Annotated in this window: 28 protein-coding genes and 1 pseudogene; 12 read left to right on the forward strand and 17 right to left on the reverse strand. The window is 70.7% G+C overall.

Annotated elements, in window-relative coordinates; genetic code table 11:
• The first annotated feature begins 26 nt into the window (after nucleotides 1–26).
• Nucleotides 27–1,064, forward strand: coding sequence for an L-glyceraldehyde 3-phosphate reductase (mgrA, locus tag IE198_RS18500; RefSeq protein WP_189887851.1), 1,038 nt, complete (start codon nucleotides 27–29; stop codon nucleotides 1,062–1,064).
• 329 nt (nucleotides 1,065–1,393) lie between these two features.
• A complete protein-coding gene (locus IE198_RS18505; protein ID WP_189887853.1) occupies nucleotides 1,394–2,560 on the forward strand; it encodes a winged helix DNA-binding domain-containing protein in 1,167 nt (388 codons plus the stop codon).
• Nucleotides 2,561–2,600: 40 nt separating this feature from the next.
• Here IE198_RS18505 and IE198_RS18510 read toward each other — a convergent pair whose 3' ends face one another.
• The gene (locus IE198_RS18510) at nucleotides 2,601–3,314 is read right to left on the reverse strand and encodes a prepilin peptidase (protein ID WP_189887855.1); all 714 of its coding nucleotides are present in this window, start codon (nucleotides 3,312–3,314) and stop codon (nucleotides 2,601–2,603) included.
• A gap of 41 nt (nucleotides 3,315–3,355) precedes the next feature.
• Between IE198_RS18510 and IE198_RS18515 the strand changes: the two genes are divergently transcribed.
• From IE198_RS18515 to IE198_RS18530, 4 genes are all read left to right on the forward strand, one after another.
• Nucleotides 3,356–3,763, forward strand: a complete 408-nt coding sequence (locus tag IE198_RS18515) for a DUF192 domain-containing protein (protein WP_189887857.1) — start codon at nucleotides 3,356–3,358, stop codon at nucleotides 3,761–3,763.
• A 166-nt stretch (nucleotides 3,764–3,929) separates the two neighbouring features.
• Entirely contained in the window at nucleotides 3,930–4,865 is a 936-nt protein-coding gene (locus IE198_RS18520) for a hypothetical protein (protein WP_189887858.1), read from the forward strand.
• On the forward strand, nucleotides 4,862–7,057 hold the full coding sequence (locus tag IE198_RS18525; protein WP_229834064.1) for a bifunctional polysaccharide deacetylase/glycosyltransferase family 2 protein: 2,196 nt from the start codon (nucleotides 4,862–4,864) through the stop codon (nucleotides 7,055–7,057). The genes IE198_RS18520 and IE198_RS18525 overlap by 4 nt, the downstream gene beginning before the upstream one ends.
• A gap of 502 nt (nucleotides 7,058–7,559) precedes the next feature.
• Entirely contained in the window at nucleotides 7,560–7,736 is a 177-nt protein-coding gene (locus IE198_RS18530) for a hypothetical protein (protein ID WP_189887860.1), read from the forward strand.
• Nucleotides 7,737–7,944: 208 nt separating this feature from the next.
• Here the strand turns inward: IE198_RS18530 and IE198_RS18535 are convergent, their stop codons facing one another.
• Together IE198_RS18535 and IE198_RS36365 are read right to left on the reverse strand one after the other, a co-directional pair.
• The gene (locus IE198_RS18535; RefSeq protein ID WP_229834065.1) at nucleotides 7,945–8,640 is read right to left on the reverse strand and encodes an RNA polymerase sigma factor; all 696 of its coding nucleotides are present in this window, start codon (nucleotides 8,638–8,640) and stop codon (nucleotides 7,945–7,947) included.
• A 22-nt stretch (nucleotides 8,641–8,662) separates the two neighbouring features.
• On the reverse strand, nucleotides 8,663–8,740 hold the full coding sequence (locus IE198_RS36365; protein WP_308426833.1) for a hypothetical protein: 78 nt from the start codon (nucleotides 8,738–8,740) through the stop codon (nucleotides 8,663–8,665).
• Here IE198_RS36365 and IE198_RS18540 point away from each other — a divergent pair.
• The 3 genes from IE198_RS18540 (at nucleotide 8,739) to IE198_RS18550 (ending at nucleotide 10,369) form a co-directional block, all read left to right on the forward strand.
• Entirely contained in the window at nucleotides 8,739–9,083 is a 345-nt protein-coding gene (locus IE198_RS18540) for a hypothetical protein (protein ID WP_189887862.1), read from the forward strand. The genes IE198_RS36365 and IE198_RS18540 overlap by 2 nt on opposite strands.
• A 478-nt stretch (nucleotides 9,084–9,561) precedes the next feature.
• Nucleotides 9,562–9,780: a hypothetical protein gene (locus IE198_RS18545; RefSeq protein WP_189887864.1), complete on the forward strand. Its 219-nt coding sequence runs from the start codon at nucleotides 9,562–9,564 to the stop codon at nucleotides 9,778–9,780.
• A complete protein-coding gene (locus IE198_RS18550; protein ID WP_189887866.1) occupies nucleotides 9,764–10,369 on the forward strand; it encodes a hypothetical protein in 606 nt (201 codons plus the stop codon). The genes IE198_RS18545 and IE198_RS18550 overlap by 17 nt, the downstream gene beginning before the upstream one ends.
• A 3-nt stretch (nucleotides 10,370–10,372) precedes the next feature.
• Here the strand turns inward: IE198_RS18550 and IE198_RS18555 are convergent, their stop codons facing one another.
• The 12 genes from IE198_RS18555 to IE198_RS18610 form a co-directional block, all read right to left on the reverse strand.
• The gene (locus IE198_RS18555; protein WP_189887868.1) at nucleotides 10,373–10,987 is read right to left on the reverse strand and encodes an OmpA family protein; all 615 of its coding nucleotides are present in this window, start codon (nucleotides 10,985–10,987) and stop codon (nucleotides 10,373–10,375) included.
• Nucleotides 10,984–11,565 carry a hypothetical protein gene (locus IE198_RS18560; protein ID WP_229834066.1) on the reverse strand — a complete coding sequence of 194 codons (582 nt, stop codon included), beginning with the start codon at nucleotides 11,563–11,565 and terminating at the stop codon, nucleotides 10,984–10,986. The genes IE198_RS18555 and IE198_RS18560 overlap by 4 nt, the downstream gene beginning before the upstream one ends.
• Nucleotides 11,566–11,608: 43 nt before the next feature.
• Complete coding sequence (locus tag IE198_RS18565) at nucleotides 11,609–12,241, reverse strand: pilus assembly protein TadG-related protein (RefSeq protein WP_189888018.1); 633 nt, start codon at nucleotides 12,239–12,241, stop codon at nucleotides 11,609–11,611.
• Nucleotides 12,238–12,477 (reverse strand): Flp family type IVb pilin, encoded by a 240-nt coding sequence (locus IE198_RS18570; protein ID WP_189888021.1) that lies wholly within the window; start codon nucleotides 12,475–12,477, stop codon nucleotides 12,238–12,240. The genes IE198_RS18565 and IE198_RS18570 overlap by 4 nt, the downstream gene beginning before the upstream one ends.
• Before the next feature lie 183 nt (nucleotides 12,478–12,660).
• Nucleotides 12,661–13,551, reverse strand: a complete 891-nt coding sequence (locus IE198_RS18575; protein ID WP_189887872.1) for a DUF5936 domain-containing protein — start codon at nucleotides 13,549–13,551, stop codon at nucleotides 12,661–12,663.
• Nucleotides 13,552–13,582: 31 nt separating this feature from the next.
• Entirely contained in the window at nucleotides 13,583–14,521 is a 939-nt protein-coding gene (locus tag IE198_RS18580) for a type II secretion system F family protein (RefSeq protein WP_189887874.1), read from the reverse strand.
• Nucleotides 14,518–16,002: a TadA family conjugal transfer-associated ATPase gene (locus tag IE198_RS18585; RefSeq protein WP_229834068.1), complete on the reverse strand. Its 1,485-nt coding sequence runs from the start codon at nucleotides 16,000–16,002 to the stop codon at nucleotides 14,518–14,520. The genes IE198_RS18580 and IE198_RS18585 overlap by 4 nt, the downstream gene beginning before the upstream one ends.
• Nucleotides 15,999–16,370 carry a TadE/TadG family type IV pilus assembly protein gene (locus IE198_RS18590; protein ID WP_189887876.1) on the reverse strand — a complete coding sequence of 124 codons (372 nt, stop codon included), beginning with the start codon at nucleotides 16,368–16,370 and terminating at the stop codon, nucleotides 15,999–16,001. The genes IE198_RS18585 and IE198_RS18590 overlap by 4 nt, the downstream gene beginning before the upstream one ends.
• The gene (locus IE198_RS18595; RefSeq protein ID WP_189887878.1) at nucleotides 16,367–16,756 is read right to left on the reverse strand and encodes a hypothetical protein; all 390 of its coding nucleotides are present in this window, start codon (nucleotides 16,754–16,756) and stop codon (nucleotides 16,367–16,369) included. The genes IE198_RS18590 and IE198_RS18595 overlap by 4 nt, the downstream gene beginning before the upstream one ends.
• Complete coding sequence (locus IE198_RS18600; protein ID WP_189887880.1) at nucleotides 16,753–18,003, reverse strand: CpaE/TadZ family protein; 1,251 nt, start codon at nucleotides 18,001–18,003, stop codon at nucleotides 16,753–16,755. Before IE198_RS18600 ends, IE198_RS18595 begins: the two co-directional genes overlap by 4 nt.
• Nucleotides 18,004–18,010: 7 nt before the next feature.
• The gene (gene cpaB, locus IE198_RS18605) at nucleotides 18,011–18,724 is read right to left on the reverse strand and encodes a Flp pilus assembly protein CpaB (RefSeq protein ID WP_189887882.1); all 714 of its coding nucleotides are present in this window, start codon (nucleotides 18,722–18,724) and stop codon (nucleotides 18,011–18,013) included.
• A gap of 66 nt (nucleotides 18,725–18,790) precedes the next feature.
• On the reverse strand, nucleotides 18,791–19,651 hold the full coding sequence (locus IE198_RS18610) for a hypothetical protein (RefSeq protein WP_189887883.1): 861 nt from the start codon (nucleotides 19,649–19,651) through the stop codon (nucleotides 18,791–18,793).
• A gap of 257 nt (nucleotides 19,652–19,908) precedes the next feature.
• On the opposite strand from IE198_RS18610, the gene IE198_RS18615 reads away from it, so the two are divergent.
• On the forward strand, nucleotides 19,909–21,612 hold the full coding sequence (locus tag IE198_RS18615; protein WP_189887886.1) for a chitinase: 1,704 nt from the start codon (nucleotides 19,909–19,911) through the stop codon (nucleotides 21,610–21,612).
• Between the two features lie 88 nt (nucleotides 21,613–21,700).
• Here the strand turns inward: IE198_RS18615 and IE198_RS18620 are convergent, their stop codons facing one another.
• Nucleotides 21,701–23,008 (reverse strand): Nramp family divalent metal transporter, encoded by a 1,308-nt coding sequence (locus IE198_RS18620; RefSeq protein WP_189887888.1) that lies wholly within the window; start codon nucleotides 23,006–23,008, stop codon nucleotides 21,701–21,703.
• 222 nt (nucleotides 23,009–23,230) lie between these two features.
• On the opposite strand from IE198_RS18620, the gene IE198_RS18625 reads away from it, so the two are divergent.
• Both IE198_RS18625 and IE198_RS18630 read left to right on the forward strand, forming a co-directional pair.
• A complete protein-coding gene (locus IE198_RS18625; protein WP_189887890.1) occupies nucleotides 23,231–24,562 on the forward strand; it encodes a M14 family metallopeptidase in 1,332 nt (443 codons plus the stop codon).
• Nucleotides 24,563–24,727: 165 nt separating this feature from the next.
• A complete protein-coding gene (locus IE198_RS18630; RefSeq protein WP_189887892.1) occupies nucleotides 24,728–25,456 on the forward strand; it encodes an SCO2400 family protein in 729 nt (242 codons plus the stop codon).
• A 388-nt stretch (nucleotides 25,457–25,844) separates the two neighbouring features.
• On the opposite strand, the pseudogene IE198_RS18635 reads toward IE198_RS18630, so the two are convergent.
• Nucleotides 25,845–26,370: pseudogene (locus IE198_RS18635) on the reverse strand (GntT/GntP/DsdX family permease); the annotation flags it as partial.
• Between the last annotated feature and the right edge of the window lie 56 nt (nucleotides 26,371–26,426).

A 26,426-nucleotide genomic window follows, 5' to 3' on the forward strand; every position in this document is an offset into this window, starting at 1 on the left:
CACAAGTCCGTGATAAGGAGAGAAGCGTGACTGATTCCCCTTACTATCTGGCAGCCGCCGACCGCTACGGGGCCATGGAGTACCGCCGCTCCGGCCGCTCGGGCCTCAAGCTGCCGGCGCTCTCGCTCGGCCTGTGGCACAACTTCGGCGACGACCGCAGCCTCGGCTCGCAGCGCGCGATCCTGCGGCGCGCCTTCGACCTGGGTGTGACCCACTTCGACCTGGCGAACAACTACGGGCCGCCGCCCGGGTCGGCCGAGCTGAATTTCGGCAAGGTCTTCTCGCAGGACTTCGCGCCGTACCGGGACGAGCTGATCGTCTCCACCAAGGCCGGCTATCTGATGCACCCCGGCCCGTACGGCGAGTGGGGCTCGCGGAAGTATCTGCTCTCTTCCCTGGACGCGTCCCTGAAGCGGATGGGACTCGACTACGTCGACATTTTCTACTCGCACCGCTTCGACCCCCACACTCCGCTCGAGGAGACGATGGGAGCGCTCGCGTCCGCCGTCCAGCAGGGCAAGGCGCTGTACGTGGGCGTGTCCTCCTACAACGCGGAGCAGACGGCACAGGCGGCCGGGCTGCTGAGGGAGATGGGTGTCCCTGCCCTCATCCAGCAGCCCTCCTACTCGATGATCAACCGCTGGATCGAGAACGACGGCCTGCTGGACACGCTGGAGAGCGCCGGTATGGGCTGCATCTCCTTCGTGCCGCTCGCGCAGGGCCTGCTCACGGACAAGTATCTGAAGGGCATCCCGGAGGGCTCGCGGGCCACCCAGGGCAAGTCGCTCGACCCGGGCCTGCTGTCCGAGGAGGTGCTGCGGCGGCTACGCGGTCTCAACGACATCGCCGCGCGCCGCGGCCAGTCGCTGGCCCAGCTGGCGATCGCCTGGGTGCTGCGCGATCCGCGGATGACGTCCGCCCTGATCGGCGCGTCGAGCGTGCAGCAGTTGGAGGAGAACGTCGCGGCCCTTGCCGGGGCGCCTCTCACCGACACGGAGCTGGAGGAGATCGACACCTTCGCCGTGGACACGAAGGGCACCAACATCTGGGCCGACCGCGGCTGAGCCCTGCGCAGGCTGAGGCGGGAAAGAAAACGGGCCGGTCCGTGGGGGGGGGGATACGGACCGGCCCGAGGGGGGGTTTCCACCATAACCCTTCGTAAGTGGTGCCGAGTGCCACGCCGTGCCGGAAGTCTCCGGCGAATTCGCCTCAGGACACGGAGGCAGGTGCGTCAGCAGGCCTGATGCCCCGGAGCCGTACCTCCCACGGGTGACCCCGACCATGAGGCGCGACATTGACGAACGCAGTGACGCTCCGTCAACTGCGCGATTTTGCCGGGCCCTTGGGTCTTTGCGGACAGTATCCGACCTATATCGCTCCTACCGTCTCCCCTATGACGACGACCGACGTGACCTGGACGCAGGCGAACGCCCGCCGACTGGCCCGCCAGGGCCTGGCAGGCGCCGAAAGCCCGGCCTTCGACTCCCCCGCCGACGTCACCGGCGCGATGCTCGGCGCCCACGCACAGGTGCTGTCCGCCGGGGAACTGTCGGTCGCCCTGCGGCTGCCTTCCGGTGCGACCCGGGCGGACGTACGCGAGGCGCTGTGGACGGACCGGACCCTGACCAAGACGTACGGGCCGCGCGGAACCGTCCACCTGCTGCCCAAGGCGGACCTCCCGATGTGGACCGGCGCACTCTCGGCGGTCCCTGCCGGTCCGAACCCCTGGCCGGACCACGTGCGGATGACGCCGGAGCAGACGGACGAGGTCGTCGCCGCCGTCCGCGACGCGCTGGCGGGTCAGCCCCTGACGGTCGACGAGCTGACCGACGCGATCGTCGACCGTACGGGCACCTGGGCAGGGGACCGGGTCATGGAGGCCTTCCAGGACAAGTGGCCGCGCTGGCGACAGGCCACCCACACGGCCGCCCACCGGGGCGCCCTCGCCTTCGGCCCGAACCGCGGCCGCAAGGTCACGTACACGAGTCCCGGGGTCACACCGATGGACGGGCATGCTGCGGTGGACGCACTCGTACAGCGCTACCTGTACGCCTACGGCCCGGCCACGCCCGCACACTTCGCCACGTGGCTGGCGGCGCCCAAGGCGTGGGCGGCTGAAGTGTTCACGGGCCTGGCGGCCGCCGGACGTGTCGAAGAGGTCGGCTTCGAAGGCTCCCCGGCCTGGGTCGTCTCCGGCGACACCTCCTTCCGGGACGCCGCGCCGCCACGAGGCGTACGCCTCCTCCCCTACTTCGACGCGTACGTGATCGCCTGCCGGCCCCGCGAGCGGCTCTTCCCCGGGGCGGCTTTCGGCCGTGCCCTGGCGGGCGGGCAGGCCGGCAACTACCCGGTGGTGCTGGTGAACGGGACCGTCGCCGGCGTCTGGCACCAGCGGCGCTCGGGCAGACGCATCGCGCTGACGGTGGAACCGATCGGCACCGCCCTCGCAACGGCCGGGGCCCGTAACGACCTCGCCGCGCAGGTGAACCGGGTCGCAGAAGCACTCGAGGCACGGGCCGAGCTGACCGTCGGCAGGGTGACGGTGGGCCCGCACGCCTGACGGGGCCGGCCGGATGCCCGGTGTCGTCTCACATTCGGCGTCAACGCACAGCGAGCGCCCCGAGCAGAACCCCCAGCCAGGCACCCGCCATCATGAACGGGCCGAAGGGGATCGCGCTCCTGCGACCGGCCCGGCGCAGGGCGATCAGCCCGAGCCCGTACACCGAACCCAGCAGAAACCCGGCGAAGGCCCCCGCGAACAGCACCGCCCAGCCGTACCAGCCGAGGACGACGCCCAGCGCCAGGGCGAGCTTCACGTCCCCGAAACCCATGCCGTCGGGACGGATCAGGAACAACACGAAGTACGCCGCTCCGAGCACCGGCCCGCCGAGCAACGCGGTCGTCCAGGACCCCGCCGCACCCGGTGCGACGGCGGCGGCTCCGAGCAGGGTCAGCGCCCCGGCCGCCAGCGGCAGGGTGAGGTGGTCCGGCAACCGGCGCACGCTCACGTCCACCAGTGCGAGCAGTACGGCAAAGGGGGCGAGCACCAGCCAGACCACCAACTCGGGCCGCCCACCGACCGCCACGGAGAGGGCGGCGCACACCAGCCCGGTGACGAGCGGCGCCGTGACCCGGGCCGGCAGCGGTGCCGGGCAGCAGGGCCCACCGACCCACCCGCCGTACGGGTGCCCGGCCGGACACGCCGCACGCCACGTCTCCCCCGGCTCGACGGAGAGCCGATACGCCGCCCGCGGACACAACCAACCGGCCCCGGCCCCCCACAGGGCGGCAACGACAACCAACGCTGCTTCCACGCCCCTGACCCTAGGCCGCCCCGGCCGTTACCGTGAACGCCATGGGGACAGCACGGCGTTGGCACGACGGCCCGTACACGTTGACGATCGACGGCCGCCCGGTCGCCGAGGTCGAGATCGCCGCGACCTACGGCACCCGCCGCCGCGGCCTCCTCGGCCGCGACGGCATCGCGGGCGCGATGCTCCTGACCCCGTGCAACAGTGTCCACACGATCGGGATGCGCTTCCCGATCGACGTGGCCCACCTGGACGCCGACTTGCACGTCCTCGCCGTCACGACCATGCGCCCGGGCCGCGTCGGGCTCCCGCGCCTGCGGGCGAGGCTGGTACTGGAGGCGGAAGCGGGAGCGATGGCGGGCTGGGGGGTGCGCCAGGGCGGCGAACTGACTCTCACCCCCGGAACCGATGCTGATGCCGCTCTTTTCCCCGGCTCGCGTACCACGGAGTGAGCCGTATGCATCCATGCGGAGATCGTCCGATTTCCGCTTGTCGTTCCGCCGGAACGAGGCCGGCGCCTCGACTCGTTTCGGAGGTTGCTGAGAAAGGAGTGGGCGGTTTGAGCCATTTTTTCCTCAGCTACACAGCAGTCCCCAGGAACCTCTACACTGCGCCCTCATGCATTGGCCCCCTGAGCACGACGATGGTGCGTACGGCGTAGGCGGCGCGAATGGCGCATATGACGCCCACCACGCGCACCACGCGAACGGCGCGCTTGGCGTGTACGCCGGGAACGGCGCCTACCGGGATGGTGGCCAGACCCAGGGCGTGCCCCTCGTGTACCACCCGTACGGGGACAGCGCTTCGACCCATGACGGATACGCGGATCCGCCGGCGGCGTACGGGTGGTACGAGCCGGCGGCGACCGGTCACGGGATCCCGCCCGGCGATGCTTACGGACACCCGCAAGGCACGAACCTGGACGTTGACTACACCTACGGGGGCGGTCACGACGCCTACGAGGGGGGCCACGGCCGCCAAGGTGCCGACGGTGGGGCCTACGGCACCGAGCACCAGCACCTGCACGGGGACGGCGGAAACGCTCACGGCACCGCCGACGACGACCATGACGGTGACCACGACCACGGCACCGGACACGACGACGGCTCGGTCTTCGTCGACGCATCGGGCCGCCGCGGACGGCTGGTCCGTCCCGTGGGCCTTGCTTTCGCGGCGGCCTGCGTGGTCTTCATCGCCGTCGTGATCGCCGGATTCTTCGGTTCGGCGCCCTCCGGCGGCCCGTTCTCGCTGCCCTGGGTCCAGGAGAAGAACGAGGAGCCGAAGCCGAGCCAGGAACAGAAGCAGGAGCAGGACGGATCGACGAAGGCCACGGAGAAGCCCGGCTCCACCGCCGGACCCACGGCCGCCCCGTCCGCCAAGGCCGGGGAGTCAGCGGCCCCGAGCCCCTCCGTGAGCAGTTCCAGGACCGCGACCGAGGAACCCAGCACCGAGGCGCCCCGGACCGCGGCGCCCTCCACCACGACCGCGCCGGGCCTGGGGAACTCCGGCAACCGTCCTGGCCAGGGCCAGACGCCGACCAAGGGACCCAGGTGAGCCCCGTACCACGCAAGACCGGAACAACCCGTTCCACCGGCCGCGGCCGTTCCCCCCGCAGCAAGCGCTCGGCCCGATCATCCGCGAGAACCCGCTCGACGCGGACCGCACCGCCTGCCAGAACCCACCGGCATGTCCGGCAGCGCGACCCTCGCGGCCACTGGCTGCTGCTTCTGCTCACTCTCGCGGTCGCCGCCACCGCGCTGCTGTTCAGCGGTTACGGGCGGCACGAAATAGCGCCCGCCGCCGCCCCCGTACGCCACTGCGCCGCTGCCGCCCCCGCGGCGGTACGCGAAGGCGGCCCCGTTCTCAGCGAGATCGACGGAAAGCTGCGCAGCGCCCAAATTCCCGCCCGGACGGTCGCCCTCACCTACGACGGCGGCCCGGGCCCCTCCTGGACCCCGCGTCTGCTCGACGTCCTGAGGAAGCATGGCGCCAGGGCCACGTTCTTCCTCACCGGCACACAGGTCGCGGCCCACCCCGATCTGGTCCGCCGAATCCACGACGAGGGCCATCAGATCGGCTCGCACACCTACACCGACGCCGACCTCGCGCAGGTCTCGGCGGTGCGTGCGCGCCTCGAACTCGCCCTCACCCAGAACACCCTCGCGGGCACGGCGGGCATCGGCACCCGTCTGCTACGGCTGCCGCACACCAAGGAGACCGCTTCCCTGTGCGCCGACCAGTGGGAGGCGGGCCGCCGCGCGATCGACGACGGCTATGTCCTGGTCGCCGCGGATGCCGCCGACCGGAGTCCGGAGCAGGGGGTGATCCGCCAGTTCACCGGCTCCCGGGAGGCCGTCGACGCCACCGAGGAGATCTTGTCGTCCCCGGCCGACGGCCTGCGGTTCACGACCGTCGGCGCCTCGCTGCGGACAGACGGCGTCAGCTACCCGGTGACGGCGGCCGCCGCGGCGAAGGGCACCGCCGTCGTCTGGGCGCAGAGGCTGTCCAGGGGTTTCACCGACGCCATGGGCTGGCTGCTGGTGGCCGCCGGAGGGGTCACCGTGGCCCGCCTCGTGCTGCTGTTCACGGTCGCCCGTGTCCACGTACGCCGCACCCGGGCCGGACGGCGCCGCGGCAACCGGCTGCCGCCGGTCAACGATCCGGTCACCGTGATCGTGCCCGCGTACAACGAAGAGGCGGGCATCGAGGCGACACTGCACTCGCTGCTCGCGTCCACGCACCCGTACATCCAGATCATCGTCGTCGACGACGGGTCGAGCGACGGCACCTTCGAGATCGCCGAGTCGGTGAGGGCCCAGGACCCGCGGGTCATGGTGGTCCGCCAGCCCAACGCGGGCAAGGCGGCAGCCCTCAACACCGGACTGTCGTGGGCTCAGTTCGACATCGTGGTGATGATCGACGGCGACACGGTCTTCGAGCCGGACGCGATCCGCAACCTGATCCAGCCGCTCGCCGACCCGCGCGTGGGCGCCGTCAGCGGCAACACCAAGGTGGGCAACCGGCAGGGAGTGCTGGGCCGCTGGCAGCACCTCGAATACGTCATCGGGTTCAACCTCGACCGCCGCATGTTCGACGTACTCGAATGCATGCCGACCGTGCCGGGCGCGATCGGCGCCTTCCGCCGCCAGGCGCTCGCGGGCGTCGGCGGGGTCAGCGAGGACACCCTCGCCGAGGACACCGATCTGACCATGGCGCTGTGCCGCGCGGGCTGGCGGGTCGTGTACGAGGAGTCGGCGATCGCCTGGACGGAGGCACCCTCCACCGTCCGGCAGCTCTGGAAGCAGCGCTACCGCTGGTGCTACGGCACTCTCCAGGCGATGTGGAAGCACCGCGGGTCGCTGTTCGAGACCGGAGCAGCAGGCAGGTTCGGCCGCCGCGGACTGACCTATCTCGCCGTGTTCCAGACTCTGTTGCCGTTGCTGGCTCCGCTCGTCGACGTGTTCGCCGTGTACGGGCTGCTGTTCCAGAGCGCCGCCCAGGCGGGGGCCGTGTGGCTCGGCTTCACGGCCGTGCAGGTGATCAGCGCCGTCTACGCGCTCCGCCTCGACAAGGAGAAGTTCGAACCGCTGTGGACGCTGCCGCTACAGATCTTGATCTACCGGCAGCTGATGTACCTGGTGGTGGTGCAGTCCGTCGTCACCGCGCTGCTCGGCAGCAGGCTGCGCTGGCACCGGATGCAGCGCACCGGTTCGGCGACGGACACCCTGCAGCGGCAGCCGGCGTGAGCTCGCACGGCCGGTCGGAATCGCCTGAGGCGACGTGAGGGAGGAACGACCGAGCGCCCTTGACGCACGGCCCGGAGCCCCGACCAGCGGGACCAGGAGGGCGGCCCCTACGCCACACCGGACAACCGGGCGGGGCGGAGGGCGATCGGGTCCTGCCCAGGGACTGGAAATGCCCTCGCGCCTTGGCAGGGATACGCCATCTGGGCAGGAGCACCCAGGACTTGGCGTCCCGGTGGGATGGCTGCATCCGACAGATGCCCCACTTGCCGCCCCGGTGTCCACGACGGCCGCGATCAGCCGGAGTGCGGGCGGCGGTCCTCGCAGAGGTAACGAGCCACCGGGTCCGCGTGGGGGGCGGGCTGGTCCCGGACGACGAGGCGCGCGGTTGGCGGCGTGGGGCGTGCGGGCCGGGATCCGGTCGCGGTCACACCTGATCGGCGAGATGCGCGCGTCACGGGCATCCGTCGCTCATGGCGGGGTGGCTCCCGGAGTGGGGGCGGCCGTGGACGGCACTGCGGACCCGTGGTCGGGCAGGCTGCTGCTCGGCTGGGGGTTCGGCGTCGTGCTGGTCGGCGTCGTGTTGCTCGGCGTCGTGCTCGGGGTCGGTGAGGTGATCCCGGGCGGGCCAGCCGGCGGGACGGGGCGCGAGTCGGCCGGCGCCGGGGCCAGCGTCAGGTAGACGGCGCCGGCCAGGGCGGCGGTCGCGAGTCCGGCCAGACCGGCGAGGCCGACCCGGGACGTCGGGCTTCGCCTCCACCACAGCAGCCGACGGCCCGGGCGGGGCGGCGCGGCCGGACGCAGATCGCTTACGGTCACCGACTCCGCTCGGGCTTCGAGCGCCTGCCGGAGCCGGCGTTCCACGAGGTGTTCGCGTCCCCCACCGGCCGTCATGTCCGTCCCTCCAGAATCCGTTCCAGCGCGTCGAGGGCGCGGCTGGCGTTCGACTTGACCGCCCCCCGGCTGATCCCCAGGGTCTGGGCGATCTCCGCCTCGCTGAGGTCCGCCCAGTAGCGCAGCACCAGGACCTGGCGGCGCCGCGGGGTGAGCCTGCCCAGTGCGGCGAGCACCTCGCGGTGTGCCTCGTCCAGCACGACGTGCTCCTCTGCGGAGGGAACGTCGGCCGGGGTGGGTGGTGTCCAGGCGCGGACGGTCCTGCGGCGCCGCAACACCGAACGGGATGTGTTGACGACCGCAGTGCGCAGGTAGCCCAGCGCGTTGTCGACCTCGGTGATGTGCTCGCCGTGGCGACGGTAGAGGGCGGTGAAGGCGTCCTGGACGACATCCTCGGCGGTGGCGAGGTCATCGACGAGGAGCACCGCGAGGCGGACCATGCCGAGGCGGTGCGCGTGGTAGAGGTCGGTGACGGTGGGAGGTTGCGGGGCCGTGGTGCCGTACGGGGCCGTGGTGCCGTACGGGGGCGCGGGCAACGGGGAGCTTGCGAGCGGGCGGTCGGCAGGCGGGGCCGACCGGTCGCTGCGCAGCAGCAGTGCGCGCAGGGCCGCGCGCACGCCCCGCCCGCCGCCGGGCCGCACCCGGGGGAATCCGGGCGCGGCGGGGCGGAACGGCGGGGCGTGGTGCAGCACGGGGTTCCTCGGGTCGAGCACGTCAGCGAACAGCGCGCCGCCGCACGACGAACAGGGTCCCGGCCCCGAGCACGACGAGCCCGGCGGCACCCGCGCCTATGACGGTGGTGGCGCTGGAGCCACCGGTATGCGCGAGTTCGGGCCCGGCGGAGGACTGCGCGTCGCCGGGGGCACTGCTGAAGACCGGGGTCGGCACGGCCGACGGCGTAGCGCTCGGCGGAACGCTCGTCACAGGGGTCGGCGCGGCCGAGGGCGTCGCACTCGGCGGAACGCTCGTCACAGGGGTCGGCGCGGCCGACGGCGTCGCACTCGGCGGAACGCTCGTCACAGGGGTCGGCGCGGCCGACGGCGTCGCGCTCGGCCCGGCCGCCGCCCAGGCGGGCACGCCGATGACGGCCAGTGCGCCGGTGGCGGCGGCGGTGACAACTGCGCGCTTCAGGTAATGCACGGTGGTTCTCCCGACTCGGGTGGGGGCGGCGGATCACGCCCTTCAACCTGCACGACGTGCGAGTGGGCAGGGGGTTGCCGCCCTCCGCGAAAAACTTTCGCGTGCGGCCGGGGCGGGCTCGCGCGGCTCCGCCCCGCCGGCGGGCAAGCCTCCGGGGCGCATCGGCGTGCCCCGCTGTGCGCACGGCACGTACGGCCGGAGGGACGGGGAAGTCGGCGGCGTGGGGCGTGCGGGTCCGGGCCCGGGTACGGGTCCGGGTCACGCCGTGCAGCGTGGTTCCGGCACCGCTTTGTTGAGCGCGGCCCGGGACCGTGGTGTCGTACCCCCGCCTTAAGCTGCGCGCGACGCCGCAGTTCCTGTTGGAGGACCCATGCCGCCGGTCGCCGCCCGCCTCGTAGCCACCGTCGCCGCCCGGCGTGCGCTCGACGCGGCGCACGCCCCGCGTGTGGAGGCATGGCTGGCAGGAGCGGCGGTTGCTCGTGCAGCGCGGCGACGAGGAGATGTGGCGGCTGATCGATGGTCAGGGCAGCGACGAGTGCCGCATGGGGGTGAGCGGGCAGGTCGCGTACCCGTTCCCGGTTGCGGGCGCACCGCGTGTGCTCGGGAACGGCAACCGGTGCACGGTGACGGAGTGGGGCGACGCGCTTCACGTGTGGGCGTTGCGAGGGAGGAACAGTGGGGTTCTCGGGTGAGATCGTGTTCGGTCGCAGTGAGCGTCCGTTGCACGAGGCGCCGGTCTTCGACGGGGGGAGGGCCGACGGAAGTGACATCGACGCGGGCCGGCCGCGCCCCGGTGGCTGGCAGACCCTGCACGTCTTCGACGGTGCGGTGCAGGAAGGGGAGGACCTTCTCGAGGCCGTCGTCGACTGGACCGGCGCGCCCGCCTGTGTCGCGTCCGTGTACGACAGCGACGTCGCGCTCGTGACCGGGCTCGCGCCCGACGGCCGCTGGTGGCAGGCCGCTCTGAACGTCGACCTGGCTGCCGCCCTGTGGACCGAGGTTCCTGATGACGTCGACGACACCAGCGAGTGGGCGGACAGCCCCGAATTCGCCGCGGCGGTCGAGCTCCGCCGCGCCGAGCTGCACGCGGAGATACCCGCGGCCGCGACCGGCGCCGTGGCATGGGCGCGGTCGGCCGGCGTCGAGGTCACGACGCCGGTGGCGGCCGTCGAGGGCCTGCTGCGGGCGCGGGAGGTGTTCGTGGAGGACCTCTTCGGCGAACTGCTGGACCGGCTGGGGTTCCCCGAAGCGGCCGAGCCGCAGGACGACGACACGGACTGAGGGTCACTCCCGGGGGAACGACACCTCCACGCGACGGTTCTTGCGGCGGCCTTCCTCCGTCGTGTTGCTCGCGATCGGGTAGTCCTCGCCGTAGCCGCGGATCTCGTACGTGATGCCCTCGGCGCCCAGCTGCTGCGACAGCATGCTGTGGACCGCGTCCGCCCGCTCCTTCGACAGCTTGTCACCGTGCGCCTCGGAGCCGAGATCGTCGGTGAAACCGAAGACGCGGATCTTCTTGGCGTCCTGGTTCTTGATCTCGGCGGCGATGGCGGCGATACGGGACGTGGCTTCGCCGGAGAGCTTCGAGCTGTTCTTGCCGAACAACACCTCGGCCTGAAGGGCGAACTTGATGTCCGAGTTCGTCTCCTCCCTGCGCTCCTCGCCGCTGATGTCCTCGACCACGGACTTGATGTCGATGACCTTCGGCTGGGCGAGCGTCGCGCCCTCCGGGATCTTGAGGTCCGAGTCCCTCGCGTCGATCTTGACCGGCGCCTCGGCCGGGGGCGCCGCGTACGGGCCGTCGTCGGCGGACGCGTCGCCCGTGGCGAGGAGGCCGAGGGAGAGTGCGCCTGCGAGGACGGCGGCGGTGGCGGCGGTCCTGGTCGCGGGGGTCGTCATGACAGCTCGATCGTGGTGCTGGGGAAGCCGGGCAGTTGGAGTGCAAGCTGGGTCGTGTCGCCGGGTGGTGCCGGAAACTGGGCAAAGAACGAGAGACTGTCGCCCGCCTTGATGAAGGGTGCATAGGCGTAGGTCGTGAGCGGCCGGTTGTCGGTGTCGCGAAGCACGTAATAGCGCTTCTTTCCCTTGGAGTCCACCAAGGTCATTCCAGCGAAAGAGCGCCCCGTGGCCGCAACGGACTGCTCCATTCCGTTCCAGCGCACCGGAGTGGTGAACCCTTCGGAACTGGTGTTCTTGATTTCTCCGTCGACCGTGAGGAAACCACCTTCGTCGCGCTTCGCCGAGAAGATGGACATCTCGACCCCCTTTTCACCCCTCACCGTTGCGATGGGTTCGCTCGGCGTGCTGGAAACGGCTTCCGGAGCGGCACTGCCCTTGTCGCCGTCGTCCGCCCTGTCAGGCGCTGACGAGTGGCTACTCCGATCCGGCTCATCACCGGCCCCGCCGCAGGCCGACAACATGAAGATCAAGGCGGACGGCAGCACAACTGCCGCCCCGGCCCGGCGCATGGTGCTCATGTGCCGCATGCTCATCAATCCTGTTCCTTTGCGCTCATCGGGCTCAGTCCTCGGCGAGGCGGACGGTGAAGAGGTCTGCCATGTCGGGCAGTAGATCCAGGTTCTCGGGGTCGATGGCCCAGTCCTCGGAGTCACAGCGCAGCTTTCCGGGCGAGGGCTCCTTCTCGTCGTCCTCGGCTCCCTCGTCGGGTTCCGGAACTTCACTCTCCTCGGGTGTGAAGGTGCAGCGCGGTTCGATCACGGCGGTGGCGGATGCCGTGGCGTGCTTGCTCCCGGTTCCGTCGATGATGCTGTCACCCATCGACTTTCGGGACTTCACGTTGACGGTGTAGCCCCAGCGGCCGTCATTGAGCGGCAGGCAATCGTCATATCCCGCCACCGCGTCGTTCCTGGCCGCGAAGTCCACGGCCTGCATGCATCCGTCGGGGGAATCGGTCGGTACCTGGCCGCCGAAGATCGCTTCCAGGTCGTCTATGACATCTGCGATGTCCAGCCCGTCCCTCGACTCCTTGGCTGCGGCCAGAGCAGCGGCATCCGCCGCAGTCTGCGTGCCGTTACGGGTCACGTCGGCCTGCCCGAAGGCCAGGTACACGAGGACCAGGAAGAGCAGGCCGACGACCGCCGCCATGTAGAGGGGTGTGGCCTGGCCACGATCGCCGACACGTGAGTTGGTCAGCCGCCGCCACCACCACCGCCGCCGCCTCCCCCACCGCCGTTGAGGACAGAGTTGATCTTCTCGGTAAACGTGTCGGCGATCGAAGCGCCGAGATTCGTGTTGAGCAGCAGCACCACGATCGCCACCACCAGGATCGTGATCCCCACGTACTCGATCGACCCCTGCCCCCGATCCCCACGCAGGTACCTGCGGAGCCTCGTCGCAGCCGCGGCCCCGAGCAGGCCGAAGTCCTTCATGGCTTACCCCTCGTTCCCCATCGACGGACCGCTCGTTCATGCCGGTCCGGCCTCCCTCGCCGCCGATCACTCCGTGGAGTCTCCCGGCTACACCGGGCCTCCGGAGGAAATCTCCCACATTCGCTTGCGTGAGCGAAGACAGTTGGGCCAATCATCCGTAAATCAGCACCTGTTCATGCCTCCTCAGCCGCCGAAGATCGCCGTGAAGTCGACATCGGCCGCGTAGTAGAAGCCCGCCACGATCAGGATCATCGTCCCGGGAAGCATGAAGCTCGTGACGATCAGTGTCGCCTTCGGGACCGCCTTCGCTGCCTTCCTGCGGGCGTTCTGGGCATCGGTACGGCGCATGTCGTTGGCGATCTGGATCAGGGTGTCGACGATCGGGGCGCCGAGTTCCTCCCCCTGTTGCAGCGCGGAGACGAACATCGACACCTGGTCCGACCCGTTGCGGCGACGGAGCTGTTCGAAGGCTTCGCGGCGGCCCATGCCCATGTCCATCTGACGCAGCGTGATGCGCAGTTCGTCGGACCACGGGCCCTCGTACTTCTCCGCGACTCGTTCCAGGGCCTGGCGGAACCCGAGGCCGGCGGAGACGACGACCGCGAGCACGTCGAGGAAGTCCGGCAGGGTGCGTTCGATGTCGTCGCGGCGGCGGGCGATGGCGGCGCGCAGCAGGACTTCCGTCCAGAACAGGCCGTAGAGCAGGAACAGTACGGCGAGGACGTTGTGCCCGTTCATCAGCATGCCGAAGGCGACGAGCGTGCCGAGGCCCCCGTACACGGCGCGGCGGGCCGCGTAGCGGTCGACAGTCAGGCCGCCGGGGTTGCCGGCCATGTCGAGTCGGCGGCGGACGCGGTCGACCCGGCGCGCGCCCATCAGCCTCAGCACGAAGGGCGCCCAGCGCATGCCGAGGCGGTCGATGGCCATGCCCGGGTAGCTGGTGCGGGTGGCGCCGATTTCGAGGGCGACGGCGAGGTCGCCGGGGAGTTTGGCCTCCGCCCGGTACATGCGGATGCCGTGGAAGACGCCGTAGACGGCGAGGCCCAGTACGGCGGCCAGCGCGGGTCCGAGCATGTGTGCCTCCCTCCGGGTTCCAGGTCTGGCGTCAGATACGGACGCGGGTGAGTCGGTTGATGAGGATGAAGCCGAGTGCGTACAGACCGGCGGCGATCAGTACGGCGATCCGGCCGCCGAGCGCGCTGGTCATGTCGTCGAGGGCGCCTTCCCGCATGCCGTTGATGACGAGAAGGAAGCCGAGACCGAGGACGGGGACGGCCACGGCCGTCACCTTGACCTGCGAGAGCAGGGTGGTGACCTCTCGCCGGGTCTCCTTGCGCTCCTCCAGGGTCTCGGTGAGGTTGCGGAGAGAGGTGACGATGGTGCCGCCCGCCCGATTGGAGAGGATCAGGGTGGAGACGAGCACGGTCAGTTCGCGCGAGGGAAGGCGTTCGACGAGGTCGCCGAGCGCGTCGTCGAGCGAGCGCCCGAGCGCCAGTTGGTCCGCGACGCGGCGCAGTTCCTCGCGGGCGGGGTCGTCGAGTTCCTCGACCGCCATGCCGATGGCGGTGCGCAGGGCCAGCCCGGCCTGGGTGGCGTTGGCGAGGACGCGGGTGAGTTCGGGGAGCTGGTTGATGAACGCCTCGGTGCGTTTGGCGCGCTGCCAGTCGAGGAAGCCTTGTGCTCCCCAGAGCCCGATCACCACCGCGAGCAGGCCGAAGAAGGGGGCGAAGACCGAGCCCACGACGAAGTACAGGGTGACCAGCGCGGTGGCGACGTAGACGGCGTATTCGCCGGCAGTCAGGTCGAGGCCGGTCGCGGAGAGGGACCGTTCGATGCGCCTGCCCGGCCGGGTGCGGCGCACTCGGCGATCGAGGCGCGCGAAGCGGCGCCGGCGGCCGCTCTCGATCGCGAGGGGGTCGGTCTGCGACATGCGGTCCACGAGGGCCTGGTGCTGTGCTTGTCCGGCCGACCAGGCGCGCACGCCGAGGACGGCGAGTACGCAGCCGAGCAGGGTGACGCCGAGGGTGAGGAGCGGGAGGTTCATCGCGGCTGGTGGCCTTCCGGTGAGGGGCCCGTCCAGGGTTCGCCTTCCGGCGCGTGGCCCGTCCGGGGGGCCGCCTGGGGCCCCTCGACTGCTCGGGGGTCCTGCCCGGCCCGTGGGCCGGGCACCGGGCTCAGGCCCGGCGGCACCCGGGTCGCCAGCTCCAGTGGTGTGTCCCCCACCCCGAAGGCCGGCGGGATCGCCTCGCCCGCCATGTAGAGGCGTTCCGCGGCCCGCCGCGGCAGCGGGAAGTACCGGAAGCGGCCGTGCACGCGCCCGTCCCCGGCCGGTGGCTCCGCATCGAATCGGCAGACGGTCACGAAGCGGTAGTCCTCACGGCCGTACGAGTCGACGACGGCGATCTCGGTGATCCTGCGTGACCCGTCCGCGTGTCGGGTGAGCTGGACGATGATGTCGACGGCGCTGTTGATCTGGTCGTGGATGGCCACGAACGGCAGCTCGACCTCCGACATGGAGCTCAGGGTCTGCAACCGCATCAGCGCGTCCTCCGCGCTGTTGGCGTGGACGGTGGCCAGCGAGCCGTCGTGGCCGGTGGACATGGCCTGGAGCATGTCGAGTGTCTCGCCGCCGCGGACCTCGCCGACGATGATGCGGTCGGGGCGCATGCGCAGGGAGTTGCGTACGAGGTCGCGGATGGTGATGCGGCCCTTGCCCTCGACGTTGGCGGGGCGGGACTCCAGCGTGATCACATGGGCCTGTTGGAGCTGGAGCTCGGCGGAGTCCTCGATGGTGACGATTCGTTCGCCGTCCGGGATGAGGCCGGAGAGGGCGTTGAGGAGAGTGGTTTTGCCGGTGCCCGTGGCGCCGGACACGATCACGTTGAACTTGGCGCGAACCAGGCCCGCGAGCAGCATCAGGATGTGCTCGTCGAGCGAGCCGAGGCCGATCATCTCCTGGAGGGTGAAGGCGCGGGGGAAGCGGCGGATGGTGAGGACCGGGCCGGTCAGCGAGAGCGGCGGGATGATGACGTTGACGCGCTCGCCGGTGGGCAGCCGGGCGTCGACCATGGGGTTCGCCTCGTCGACGCGGCGGTTGACGGTGGAGACGATGCGTTCGATGGTCTGCATCAGCTGATCGGTCGAGGAGAACCGCAACGGCAGCTGCTCCAGCCGGCCGCCGCGTTCGACGAAGACCTGCTCGGGGCCGTTCACCATGATCTCGCTGATGGACGCATCCTCGAGGAGCGGTTCGAGGATGCCGAGGCCGAGCGCCTCGTCGACGACGCGGCGGATGAGGTGCGAGCGTTCACCGCCGGACAGCACGGGGCCCTCGCGGCTGATGATGTGGCCGAGTACGCGCTCCAGCCGTTCCCGCCGTTCGGCGGCGGCGAGGGTCGACATCTCGGCGAGATCGATCTCTTCGAGGAGTTTGGCGCGGTAGACACCGACGAGCCTGCTCTCCTCACTCTGGCCGTTCGCCGGTTCCGGGCCGTCGATGCGCTGGATACGGGCACGCAGGCTCATCGTGTCGACTCCTCGTCGAGGGGCATCGTGGCGCTCTTGGTGACGGTGCCGAAGCTCACCCCGGGGACGACCTGAGGGATGACGACGGTGACGTCCGCGGTGACCGCGTCGCCGCCCTCGCTGGTCACGACGTCGGCCTGGAGCCAGGAGCTGAGCGCCTGCCGTCCGGCCGCCTGCCCGCTGGTCGTCGCGTCCGGCCGGGACGCCACCCGCGCCGCCGCACGGGCGGCCGTGCCGGCCTGCTGGGCCGCGTACACGGCGAGGCCGACCTGGACGGCGACCGTCATGACGAACAGGAGCAGGAACAGCCAGCCGCCGTACTCGATGGCGCTCTGGCCGCGGTCGCCGCGTATCGCACGCTTCCTCACGGGGCGTCCCTCCGCTCGGCCGCCGCACCCGCACGGCCCTGGACGGTGATGGGGAGGTTGACGCCGGGGAACAGCAGCGGCACCTTCAGGTCGACCTCGGCCCGGTAGAGGTCCCCCTCGGGCCTGCACCTCACGTCCGCCGACCAGGCGCCCGTGACGTCCTCCTGCGCGGCCGCCGCGCAGGCCGCCGCGCCGCCCCCGTCCGCGCGCGCTCCCGCCGACACGCCCTTGTCGGCCGCGTTGCCGGCCAGTACGAAGGTGTAGCCGACGAGCGCCGACTGCCACAGCACCGCCAGCGTCACCAGGATGATCGGCACCATGCCGGTGAACTCGATCACCGACTGGCCCCGGTCTTTCAGGTCCCCTCCGGACGCCCGGCGGGTCATTTCGCGCGCCCGTGCCGTCGTCCGCCTCCGAAGAGGCCGCTCTGCCTGGCGTCCGGTCGCGCCGCGGAGGCCGCGTCCTTCACCAGCCCGAGTTCGCCGGCCAGTGCCCACATGGCCTGTTTGACCGAGGATCTGGCCTCCAGGTCCTGCATCCGGCCGGCGTCGACGGCGCCCTGGAGCTCCCGGAAGTTCGCGGGGATGGCCGATCTCGCCACACGTGTCGCGGTGATCTTCGAGACGAGCGCGGGCTGGATCTCGCTGCCGCGCGTATGGCGGTTGACGACGGTGACGGTCTCCTCCGCCTTGCGGATCTGGAGCCGGTCCCAGAGTCTCACCATCCGCTTGGTGGCCCGTACGGTCACCACGTCCGGAGTGGTGAGCAGCAGTGTCGTGTCGGCCGTCTCGATGGCGGCGGCGTTGGCGGTGTCCACGTGCGTGCCGCAGTCGACGACGACGGTCTCGTACCGCTGCCGAAGGGCCGCGAGCGTCTGCCGTACGAGCCGGTCGCTGACGTCCTCAGCCCGTTCGCCCTCCGCCGGGGCGAGCAGCAGCGCCACGCCCGTCTCGTGGTTGAAGACGGCGTCGGCCAGCACGCGTGCGCCGATGTCCTGGATGGCGGCGAGGTCCACGATGGAACGCCGGAACTGGACGTCCAGGTACGAGGCGACGTCGCCGCTCTGGAGGTCGAGGTCGACGAGCGCGACGGACCGGCCGGAGGCCGCCGAAGCGAGGGCGAGCTGGATCGCCGTGACCGTCGTGCCGACGCCGCCCTTGGCGCCGCTGACGGTGACGACGGTGCCGTCCGGGCCGCCGAAGCCGGCTTCCGGGCCGTGGCCGAGGTGCCGCCGTACCCCCGCGGCCCAGCCGGCCGCGGCCTGGACGCGTTGCGCCAGTTCCTCGTACGTCAGGGGGAGGGCGGCGAGGCCGCGTGCGCCGGAGTCCATCGCCGCCGAGTACAGGCCGGGGCCGGTGTCGGCGGTGACGAGCACGACGCCGACGGCCGGGAAGCGCAGGGCGACGTCCCTGATCAGCTCGAGCGCGGGCAGAGGCCCGATGCGTTCGTGGACGAGCACGACCTCGGGCAGTTCGTCGAGCGAGTCGGCGGCGAGCCCGGCCAGTGTGTCGACGAGCGAGGTGGAGTCGCCGACCGCTGCGAGCGGTTCCGCGTCGGGGAGCCGGCCCAGCAGGCTGCCGATGGACCGGGCGGCGTCGGGGTCGCCGACCGCGGGGAGGATACGCGTCGTCATCCGGCCCTCACTTGTTCCTGTCTTCTGAGAGGTCGTAACTGCCTTCGCCGGGCCGCAGGATGGTGGTGCTCCCGTCGGGCAGCAGCGCGAGGCGCACATGTTCGGCGAAGGACTCGGCGTGGGCGACCCGCTGGGCGTCGGCGGTGTCCAGCGCGAAGGTGATGGGCACTGCCTCCCGGGGGCCGTCCGCGCGCTCGCCGCTCCTGCGGTCGAGGGCGGTGAGCTCGCCGACGTCGATGACCTTGGCGTTTGCGACGATGAGCCGGGACTGGTCGGTGCCGGAGTCGTTCTGCGCGGCGAAGGTGGCGAAGATGTTGACCAGGTTGCCCGGTCGGATCTTTCCGGCCACTCCCGTCGCCGCGTCGATCATGATGGCGATCTCCTGCTGGCCGCTCTCAAGCTGCGGCTTCTGCACGATCATGTCGCTCTGGAGCAGTGACCCGCTGCGCAGCCGGGTGACGGCGATCTTCCCGTGCAGTGCGCCGAGGTCGGTCACCGCGCTGTCGGACAGCCAGCGTTCGGGTATGGAGACCTTCTCGAACTGGCCGGCCTCGAGCGGCGTGTACGGGGCTATGTCGGCCTTGACACGGTACGCGGTGGTCTCCGGCCCGACCTTGGAGTTCACATCGGCGATCACGGTGAGCACGCCGGCGAACGCGGCGAGGCCGCAGACGACCGAGAGCAGAATGAGGAGAACGCCGCGGCGCTGCCGTGAATTCATGGGTGGGGCGACCTCGTTCGATGGCGTGGGCTTGGGACGGGTGGTGGCGGACGCGGGAGCCGGCCGTCAGGGGCCCGCGGTCAGGGCCCTTTGTGCGCCGGTGCGGCTCGATGCGGCGGTGAGGGGCGCGGAGCAGAAGCCGCAGCGGTCACCGATCAGTTGGATGCCGCACCATGTGCACACCTCTCGCCGTACGGAAGAGACCAGTTGGTACAGGACGGAGATGTCCGGGAGGAAGGCGGCGAACTCGATCAGCCGGCCGGTGCCCCACCAGCGGGCGGAGTCGGCGGGCAGCGGTGCCTCGTGGATGTGCTGGACGTGCCAGGCGGGGGCGAGGGTGCCGGTCACCCACTCCGACTCCAGCTGTCCCCGTGCGAGGACCAACTGGGTGGCGTATTCGGGGCCGGAGAGTTCACCGCCGCCGATCCTGACCAACTGGGGACGCGGGTTGGCCAGCACGCCGAACTGGGTCCCGGGCATCCATGACTTGGCATGGGTCTTCAGGCTCACGGGTATCCGGTCGAGCCGGGCGACGGAGCCGAGCAGGGCGCCGGCGTGGACGTAGTGGGAGAGCAGCCGAGCGGCACAGGCAACGACCCCGGCGCCGAAGTCGCAGATCGACAGCTGCCGCAACTGCCGGGCCAGCACGGCGACACCGAGCGGTGGCAGGTCGAGTTTGAGGAGGGCGATACGGTCGCTCTCGAGCACGGCGCGAATCGTGTACAGCCGGCGCTCGTGGGCGGCGGGGAGCGAAGCCGGGTACAGGGCGACGACGTAGCCGTGCTGTTCGAGCAGCACGCTCATGTCGGTGATCGCGGCGTCGAGCGGCTGGTCGTCCGGTGCGTGGAGCAGGGCGGCCGTGGGCGTCTGGTGATCGGTGGGCGGTAGCACCAGGTCGGCGCTGGTGACTGCTATTGCGGTCGGCACGCTGTTCCCCGTTCAGCTCCGGACACCGGGGCTTCCGGCGGCCGCAGTTCCCTATGCTCCGTGCTCCTGCTGCTCCGTGTCCGCTACTCCGTGTTTCTGCATGAGCACTCTAGCGACGACTGCCCAGGCAGAGAACACCGAACCGAAGACCAATCACTGCCAGAGGTCTTGACAACATGATTGGTCTGGACCAGCTTTACGCCGAACGGTGGCCACCGTACGCACCCGCCCCCCAACTCCCCCACCGGAGGCCGCAAGTGGACCGCACGACACGCTCACGGAGATGGCTCGGCGCCGGCCTGGCGCTGGCCGTCGGCACCGGACTCGCGCTCATGGGCACGGCCGGGACCGCGCAGGCCGCCGATGTCAACGTCGCCAAGAACGCCGGTTTCGAGTCGGGTCTCGCCAACTGGGCCTGCTCCGGCGGCAGTGGCGCCACCGCCTCCTCCCCCGTGCGCAGCGGCGCCTCGGCCCTCAAGGCCACGCCGGCCGGCCACGACAACGCCAAGTGCAGCCAGACCGTGTCGGTGAAGCCCAACTCGACGTACGCGCTGAGCGCATGGGTGCAGGGCGGCTACGCCTACCTGGGCGCTACCGGGACCGGGACGACCGACGTCTCCACCTGGACGCCCGGCAGCAGCAGCTGGACGAAGCTGTCCACCTCCTTCACCACCGGCGCCGACACCACCTCGGTGACCGTCTACACGCACGGCTGGTACGGACAGGCCGCCTACCACGCGGACGACGTGAGCGTCTTCGGCCCCGACGGCGGTGGCGGCACCGACCCCGACCCGGTGGTCCCGGCCGCTCCTGGCGCGCCCTCCGTGGGCGCCGTGACATCGTCCTCGGTGACCCTGAGCTGGGGCGCGGTCTCCGGCGCGACCGGCTACAACGTCTACCGTGACGGCGCCAGGGTCCAGTCGGTCTCCGGCACGTCGGCGACCGTGACCGGTCTTGCGGCGAACACCTCGTACCAGTTCCAGGTCACCGCCACCAACGCGGCGGGCGAGTCGGCCAAGTCGGCGGCCGCCGCCGGCCGTACGAGCGAGGGCGGCGGCGACCCGGGCCCGAACCCGTCGGTGCCGAGGCACGCGCTGACCGGCTACTGGCAGAACTTCGACAACGGCGCCGCCGTGCAGAAGCTGCGGGACGTGCAGTCGCAGTACGACATCATCGCCGTGTCGTTCGCCGACTCGACGGCCACCGCGGGCCAGATCGTCTTCAACCTCGACCCGGCCGTCGGATACGCCTCGGTCGCCGACTTCAAGGCCGACATCGCCGCGAAGAAGGCCGCCGGCAAGTCGGTGGTCATTTCGGTGGGCGGCGAGAAGGGCAACGTCACCATCAACAGTGACGCGTCCGCCACGGCCTTCGCGAACAGCGCCTACGCGCTGATGCAGGAGTACGGCTTCAGCGGCGTCGACATCGACCTGGAGCACGGCATCAACTCGACGTACCTGACGAAGGCACTGCGCCAGCTCTCGCAGAAGGCGGGCTCGTCGCTGGTGCTGACGATGGCGCCGCAGACCATCGACATGCAGAACACCGGCACGGAGTACTTCAAGACGGCGCTCGCCGTGAAGGACATCCTCACCGTCGTCAACATGCAGTACTACAACAGCGGTTCGATGCTCGGCTGTGACGGCAAGGTCTACTCGCAGGGCTCGGTCGACTTCCTGACCGCGCTCGCCTGCATCCAGCTCGAAGGCGGCCTCGCCCCCTCCCAGGTCGGCATCGGCGTCCCCGCCTCCACCCGCGGCGCGGGCAGCGGCTACGTCAGCCCGACCATCGTCAACAACGCCCTCGACTGCCTGACGCGAGGCACGAACTGCGGTTCCTTCAAGCCCTCGAAGACCTACCCGGGCCTGCGGGGTGCGATGACCTGGTCCACCAACTGGGACGCGACGGCCGGCAACGCCTGGTCGAACGCGGTCGGACCGCACGTCCACAACCTGCCGTAGCCCCACCGGCTCCCCTGACCGGGCCTTCGCCGCCGCTCCCCCGCCGGCGAAGGCCCGGCCGTGGGCGTTGCCCGCCGGCAAGCAGCACCTACCAGGGCAGTTCGCGCACCTGCTGGACGCACAGCACGATGAACAGCAGCCCCGCCGCCGCCAGCATCACATTGCTCAGCATGCCGTTGCGCCACTCTGCCGGGGTGCGCGAGGAATTGAGAAGCCAGATCAGGGTGAGTGCCAGGAACGGCATGAAGAACGCACCCAGCACGCCGTAGGCGATGACCAGCCCGAACGGCTGGTTCAGGAAGAGCAGCACCATCGGCGGGAACGTCAGCCACAGCAGATACGCGCGGAAGGGCAGCGAACGCTCCTTCCTTCCGGCCGCCACCTCCTCCACCGTTCCCTCGTCGGGCGGCACCCCCTTGCGGTCGCGCTGCAGCCGCTCCACGAAGTCGGCGAACATCAGGCTCACGCCGTGCCACACGCCGATCAGCGACGAGAACGAGGTGGCGAAGAAACCGACCAGGAACAGCTTGGCGGTCGCCGCGCCGTACCTTTCCTCCAGGATCGCTCCGAGGTCGATCAGCCCCCGGTCACCCTTGGTGAGAGCGAGCTGCGAGGCGTGCAGCAGCTCCGCGCCCACGATGAGCATGGCGACGACGAACACGCCGGTGGTGATGTAGGCGACGCGGTTGTCGAGCCGCATGACCTTCATCCAGCCGGAGTCGGTCCAGCCCTTGGCATTCACCCAGTAGCCGTACGCGGCCATCGTGATGGTGCCGCCGACGCCGCCGATGAGGCCGAGCGTGTACAGCAGGGATCCGTCCGGCAGCACCGGCAGGAGGCCGGCGAAGGCGGCACCGATGTCCGGTGTGACGCGGATCGCGACGTACACGACGACGACGAACATCACCCCGATGAGCACCGTCATGGCCTTCTCGAAGACGGCGTACCGGTTGAACCATACGAAGAGCAGGCCGATCAGGCCGGTGATGACGGCCCAGAACTTGAGGCCGGGTCCGTCGGGCCAGAGCGCCACGATCGGCAGAGCGCTGGAGGACATGGCGGTCGCGCCGTAGACGAACCCCCAGACGACCACGTAGATGGCGAAGTAGACGGTGGTCCACCTGCCGAGCGAACGCCAGCCCTCGAAGAGGGTGCGTCCGGTCGCCAGGTGCCATCGCCCGCACGCCTCGGCGAGCGAGATCTTGACGAGGCAGCCGATGACCGCCGCCCACATCAGGGTGTATCCGAACTTGCTGCCCGCGATGAGCGTCGCGACCAGGTCGCCTGCCCCTACGCCGGTCGCCGCGACGACGATCCCGGGCCCGATGTACTTCCAACTCGACTTCCGCGGTGCCAAGAGCGCCTCGTCCACGCCGCGCTCGGTGGTGCCTGCCATGGCACAGCCGCCTTCCCACTCGTCCCAGGTGTGACCCGTGTCACGAAAGCGGTGTGGGCGTGATCGCGCAAGAGGGGGGTTTTGGATCGGGCGGCGGCGAAGGGATTGACCAAAGGACTCCTTGACCCGTCCATGTCAGCCCGCCACGATGTGCACGGACACCCGCACCACCCCGTACGTCGCACCTGAGCACCCCCCACAACTCCCCACCCAGGAGACAGCATGCGACTTCGCACACGGGCGAACCGGAGGAAGGCCGCCACCCTCGCCGCCGTCCTCGCACTCGCCGTGGCCGCGCCCATCAGCGCCAACGCCTCACCCTCCGCGGACCGGCAGGCTCCCGTCACCGAGGAGCAGCAGACCAGGCAGTACCTCATCCACGGGCCCGACACGGTCGGCGACCGTACCGCCATCGCCCGCACCGGGGTGTCGATCGACGAGGCCGACGACCACACCGTCGTCGTCAGCGCCGACGCCACGCAGGCAAAGCGGCTGCGTGCCCTCGGCCACACGCTCGAGGCGCTGCCCGCGCCGCCGCAGAACAGGGCGGCGGCCGACGCCAAGCCGTTCGACTTCCCGTCGGCCGACTCCCGGTACCACAACTACGCCGAGATGACCGCGGAGATCGACCGGCGGGTGGCGCAGTACCCGAGCATCATGAGCAAGCGGGTCATCGGCAAGAGCTACCAGGGCCGTGACATCGTCGCCGTCAAGATCAGCGACAACGTGGCGACCGACGAGAACGAGCCCGAGGTCCTGTTCACCCATCACCAGCACGCCCGCGAACACCTCACCGTCGAGATGGCGCTCTACCTGCTGCGTGAGTTCGGCGAGGACTACGGCAGCGACTCGCGGATCACAGGCGCCGTCAACGGCCGGGAGATCTGGATCGTCCCCGACCTCAACCCGGACGGCGGCGAGTACGACATCGCCACCGGCTCCTACCGCAGTTGGCGCAAGAACCGCCAGCCCAACTCGGGTTCGTCGTCCGTCGGCACCGACATGAACCGCAACTGGGCCTACAAGTGGGGCTGCTGCGGCGGCTCCTCCGGCTCCGCGAGCTCCGACACCTACCGCGGCCGCGCCGCCGAATCCGCGCCCGAGGTGAAGGTCGTCGCCGACTTCGTCCGCAGCCGCATCGTCGGCGGGACGCAGCAGATCGCCACGGCCATCGACTTCCACACCTACAGCGAGCTGGTGCTCTGGCCGTTCGGCTGGACCAACTCCGACACGGCACCCGGAATGACCCAGGACGACCGGGACGCCTTCGCCGCGGTCGGGCGGAAGATGGCCGCCGCCAACGGATACACGGCCGAGCAGTCGAGCGACCTCTACATCACCGACGGGTCGATCGACGACTGGCTGTGGGGCAACCAGCGGATCTTCGGCTACACCTTCGAGATGTACCCGTCGGGATTCGGCGGTGGCGGTTTCTACCCGCCCGACGAGGTGATCGAGCGCGAGACCGGCCGCAACCGTGACGCGGTGCTCCAACTGCTGGAGAACTCCGACTGCATGTACCGGTCCATCGGCAAGGAGCAGCAGTACTGCTGAACCGGACCGCGCAGCCGTGCGGCGGGCCCCGCCGGGGCCCGCCGTCAATCTTTGCAAAAGCATCACGGCAACTGCGCACCACCTTCGGGGCCGGTCGTTAGCGTTGCTCGCCGACCGGCCCCAGCACGCACACGGCGTAGTCAGCGTCAGCACAGGAAGAAGACCATGGACTACTGCTCCACCTGTCGTCGGCACCTGAACGGCGCCCTGGTGTGCCCCGGCTGCGGCGCGTACGCACCGGACATAGCGCCGCCGCCCGTGCACGCGGCCGGAGCAACGGCCCCCTCGTGGCAGCCGCACGGCGCCGACGAGACGCCGGTCGAGGCGGCGACACCCGTCGGACCGAGCGGTCAGGGCCGTGCGGCGCGGCGCCGGCAACTCGCCCGCTGGAAGAAGCACAAGCGACGCGCGGCGGCCGGATCCGCGATCGCGATCGTCGGCGGCGCGCTGACGATCGCCGCGCTGCCCACGGATTCCGGCCGGAGCCGGGCGATCGCGGCCGATGCGCCCGACACCGCGCCGACGCATCGGCAGGCTGCGTCGGCGGCGCAGCCGCAGGAGCGGGCCGCCCTGCGGTCGAAGGCCCCGCGTCCGTCCGCCACCGAGACGGTGAAGGCCGTTCCGCGGCAACGGAACACGGGTGCCGTGTCGGAGTCGGTGCCGACCGCGGTGTCGGCGGCCGGGCCGGCTTCGCGTACGGTGTCGGCCCCGCCGTCGGCACCTGAGGCGCCTCGGACCGAGGCACCTCGAGCCACCGCCCCGGCGGCTCCCGCTGCCCCCGCGGAACCGCCCGCTGCGTCCGCGCCCACGGCCGACGAGCCGCAGACGCGTCCGACGCAGACGGCGACGACCTCACCCACGGAGGTCTGCCTGCTCGTTCTCTGCGTCGGCTGACGCCAGGACCGCCGCGTCGGGATGTTCCCTCACGCCGCCCATGACCGCTGTACCGGATTGCGGCTCCGCCGCGTGGGGGCAGGCCCAGGACTCCGTACCGCGCTTGGCGCGGTACGGGGTCGCCGGACGGGGCTGGGTTTCCCTCGGCGGACCAGCCTCGCCGGGGACCTTCTCCTACGGCCGGCTGTCGTTGCAAGAGGCGCCCCGCCAACGGCAATGACACGTAGGGCGGGCCGTGGGTTCGGGTGGAGGTCTCGGCGGCCCGCCGGGCCCAGGGGGAGGAAGCCCTCATGAAGCGCGTCCGGGCCGAGCCCGTTCCGGGATGGTGGTACCACCCACGCCCCCAGGCTCAGGGGAGGGGGAGGGGGAGCAGCCCCCCGCGCAGCGGTCAAGGGCACCGGCGCGCCCCTCTCGTCTGGACGACCGGACTCAGCACCGCCGCCACCGCGAAGCCCGCCACCGAGAGGACCGACTCGAGGACCGTCCACGACTTGAGCGTGTCGCGTTCCGAGATGCCGAAGTACTTGGCGACGATCCAGAATCCGCCGTCGTTGACGTGGGAAGCGAAGATCGATCCGGCCGAGATCGCCATGATGACCAGCGCCAGGAACGCCTGCGAGTGGCCGCCGTTGTCGACGAGCGGCAGCACGATGCCGGCCGTGGTGACGATCGCGACCGTCGCCGAAGATCAGGCCTGTGAGGCCCATGGCGGGCGGGGCCCGCTTCTCGCCGAAGAGGTTCAGCAGACGGGAGGACAGGACCTCCGCCCCGCCGCTGACTTCGAGGATCGCGCCGAGCATGGTGCCCAGGCCGTTGATGACGGCGACGTGGCCGAGGATGCCGCCCATGCCGGACTCGATGACCGAGACGGCGGCGGACTTCTGGACGGTGCCGAAGAGTTCGGTGACGGACACTCATTTCCGTTTTTGGCGCTTTTCGGCAAGGGGGGATCGCGGCACGGCGTTTCGGG

This window comes from Streptomyces xantholiticus, from assembly GCF_014651015.1.
Taxonomy (GTDB): domain Bacteria; phylum Actinomycetota; class Actinomycetes; order Streptomycetales; family Streptomycetaceae; genus Streptomyces; species Streptomyces xantholiticus.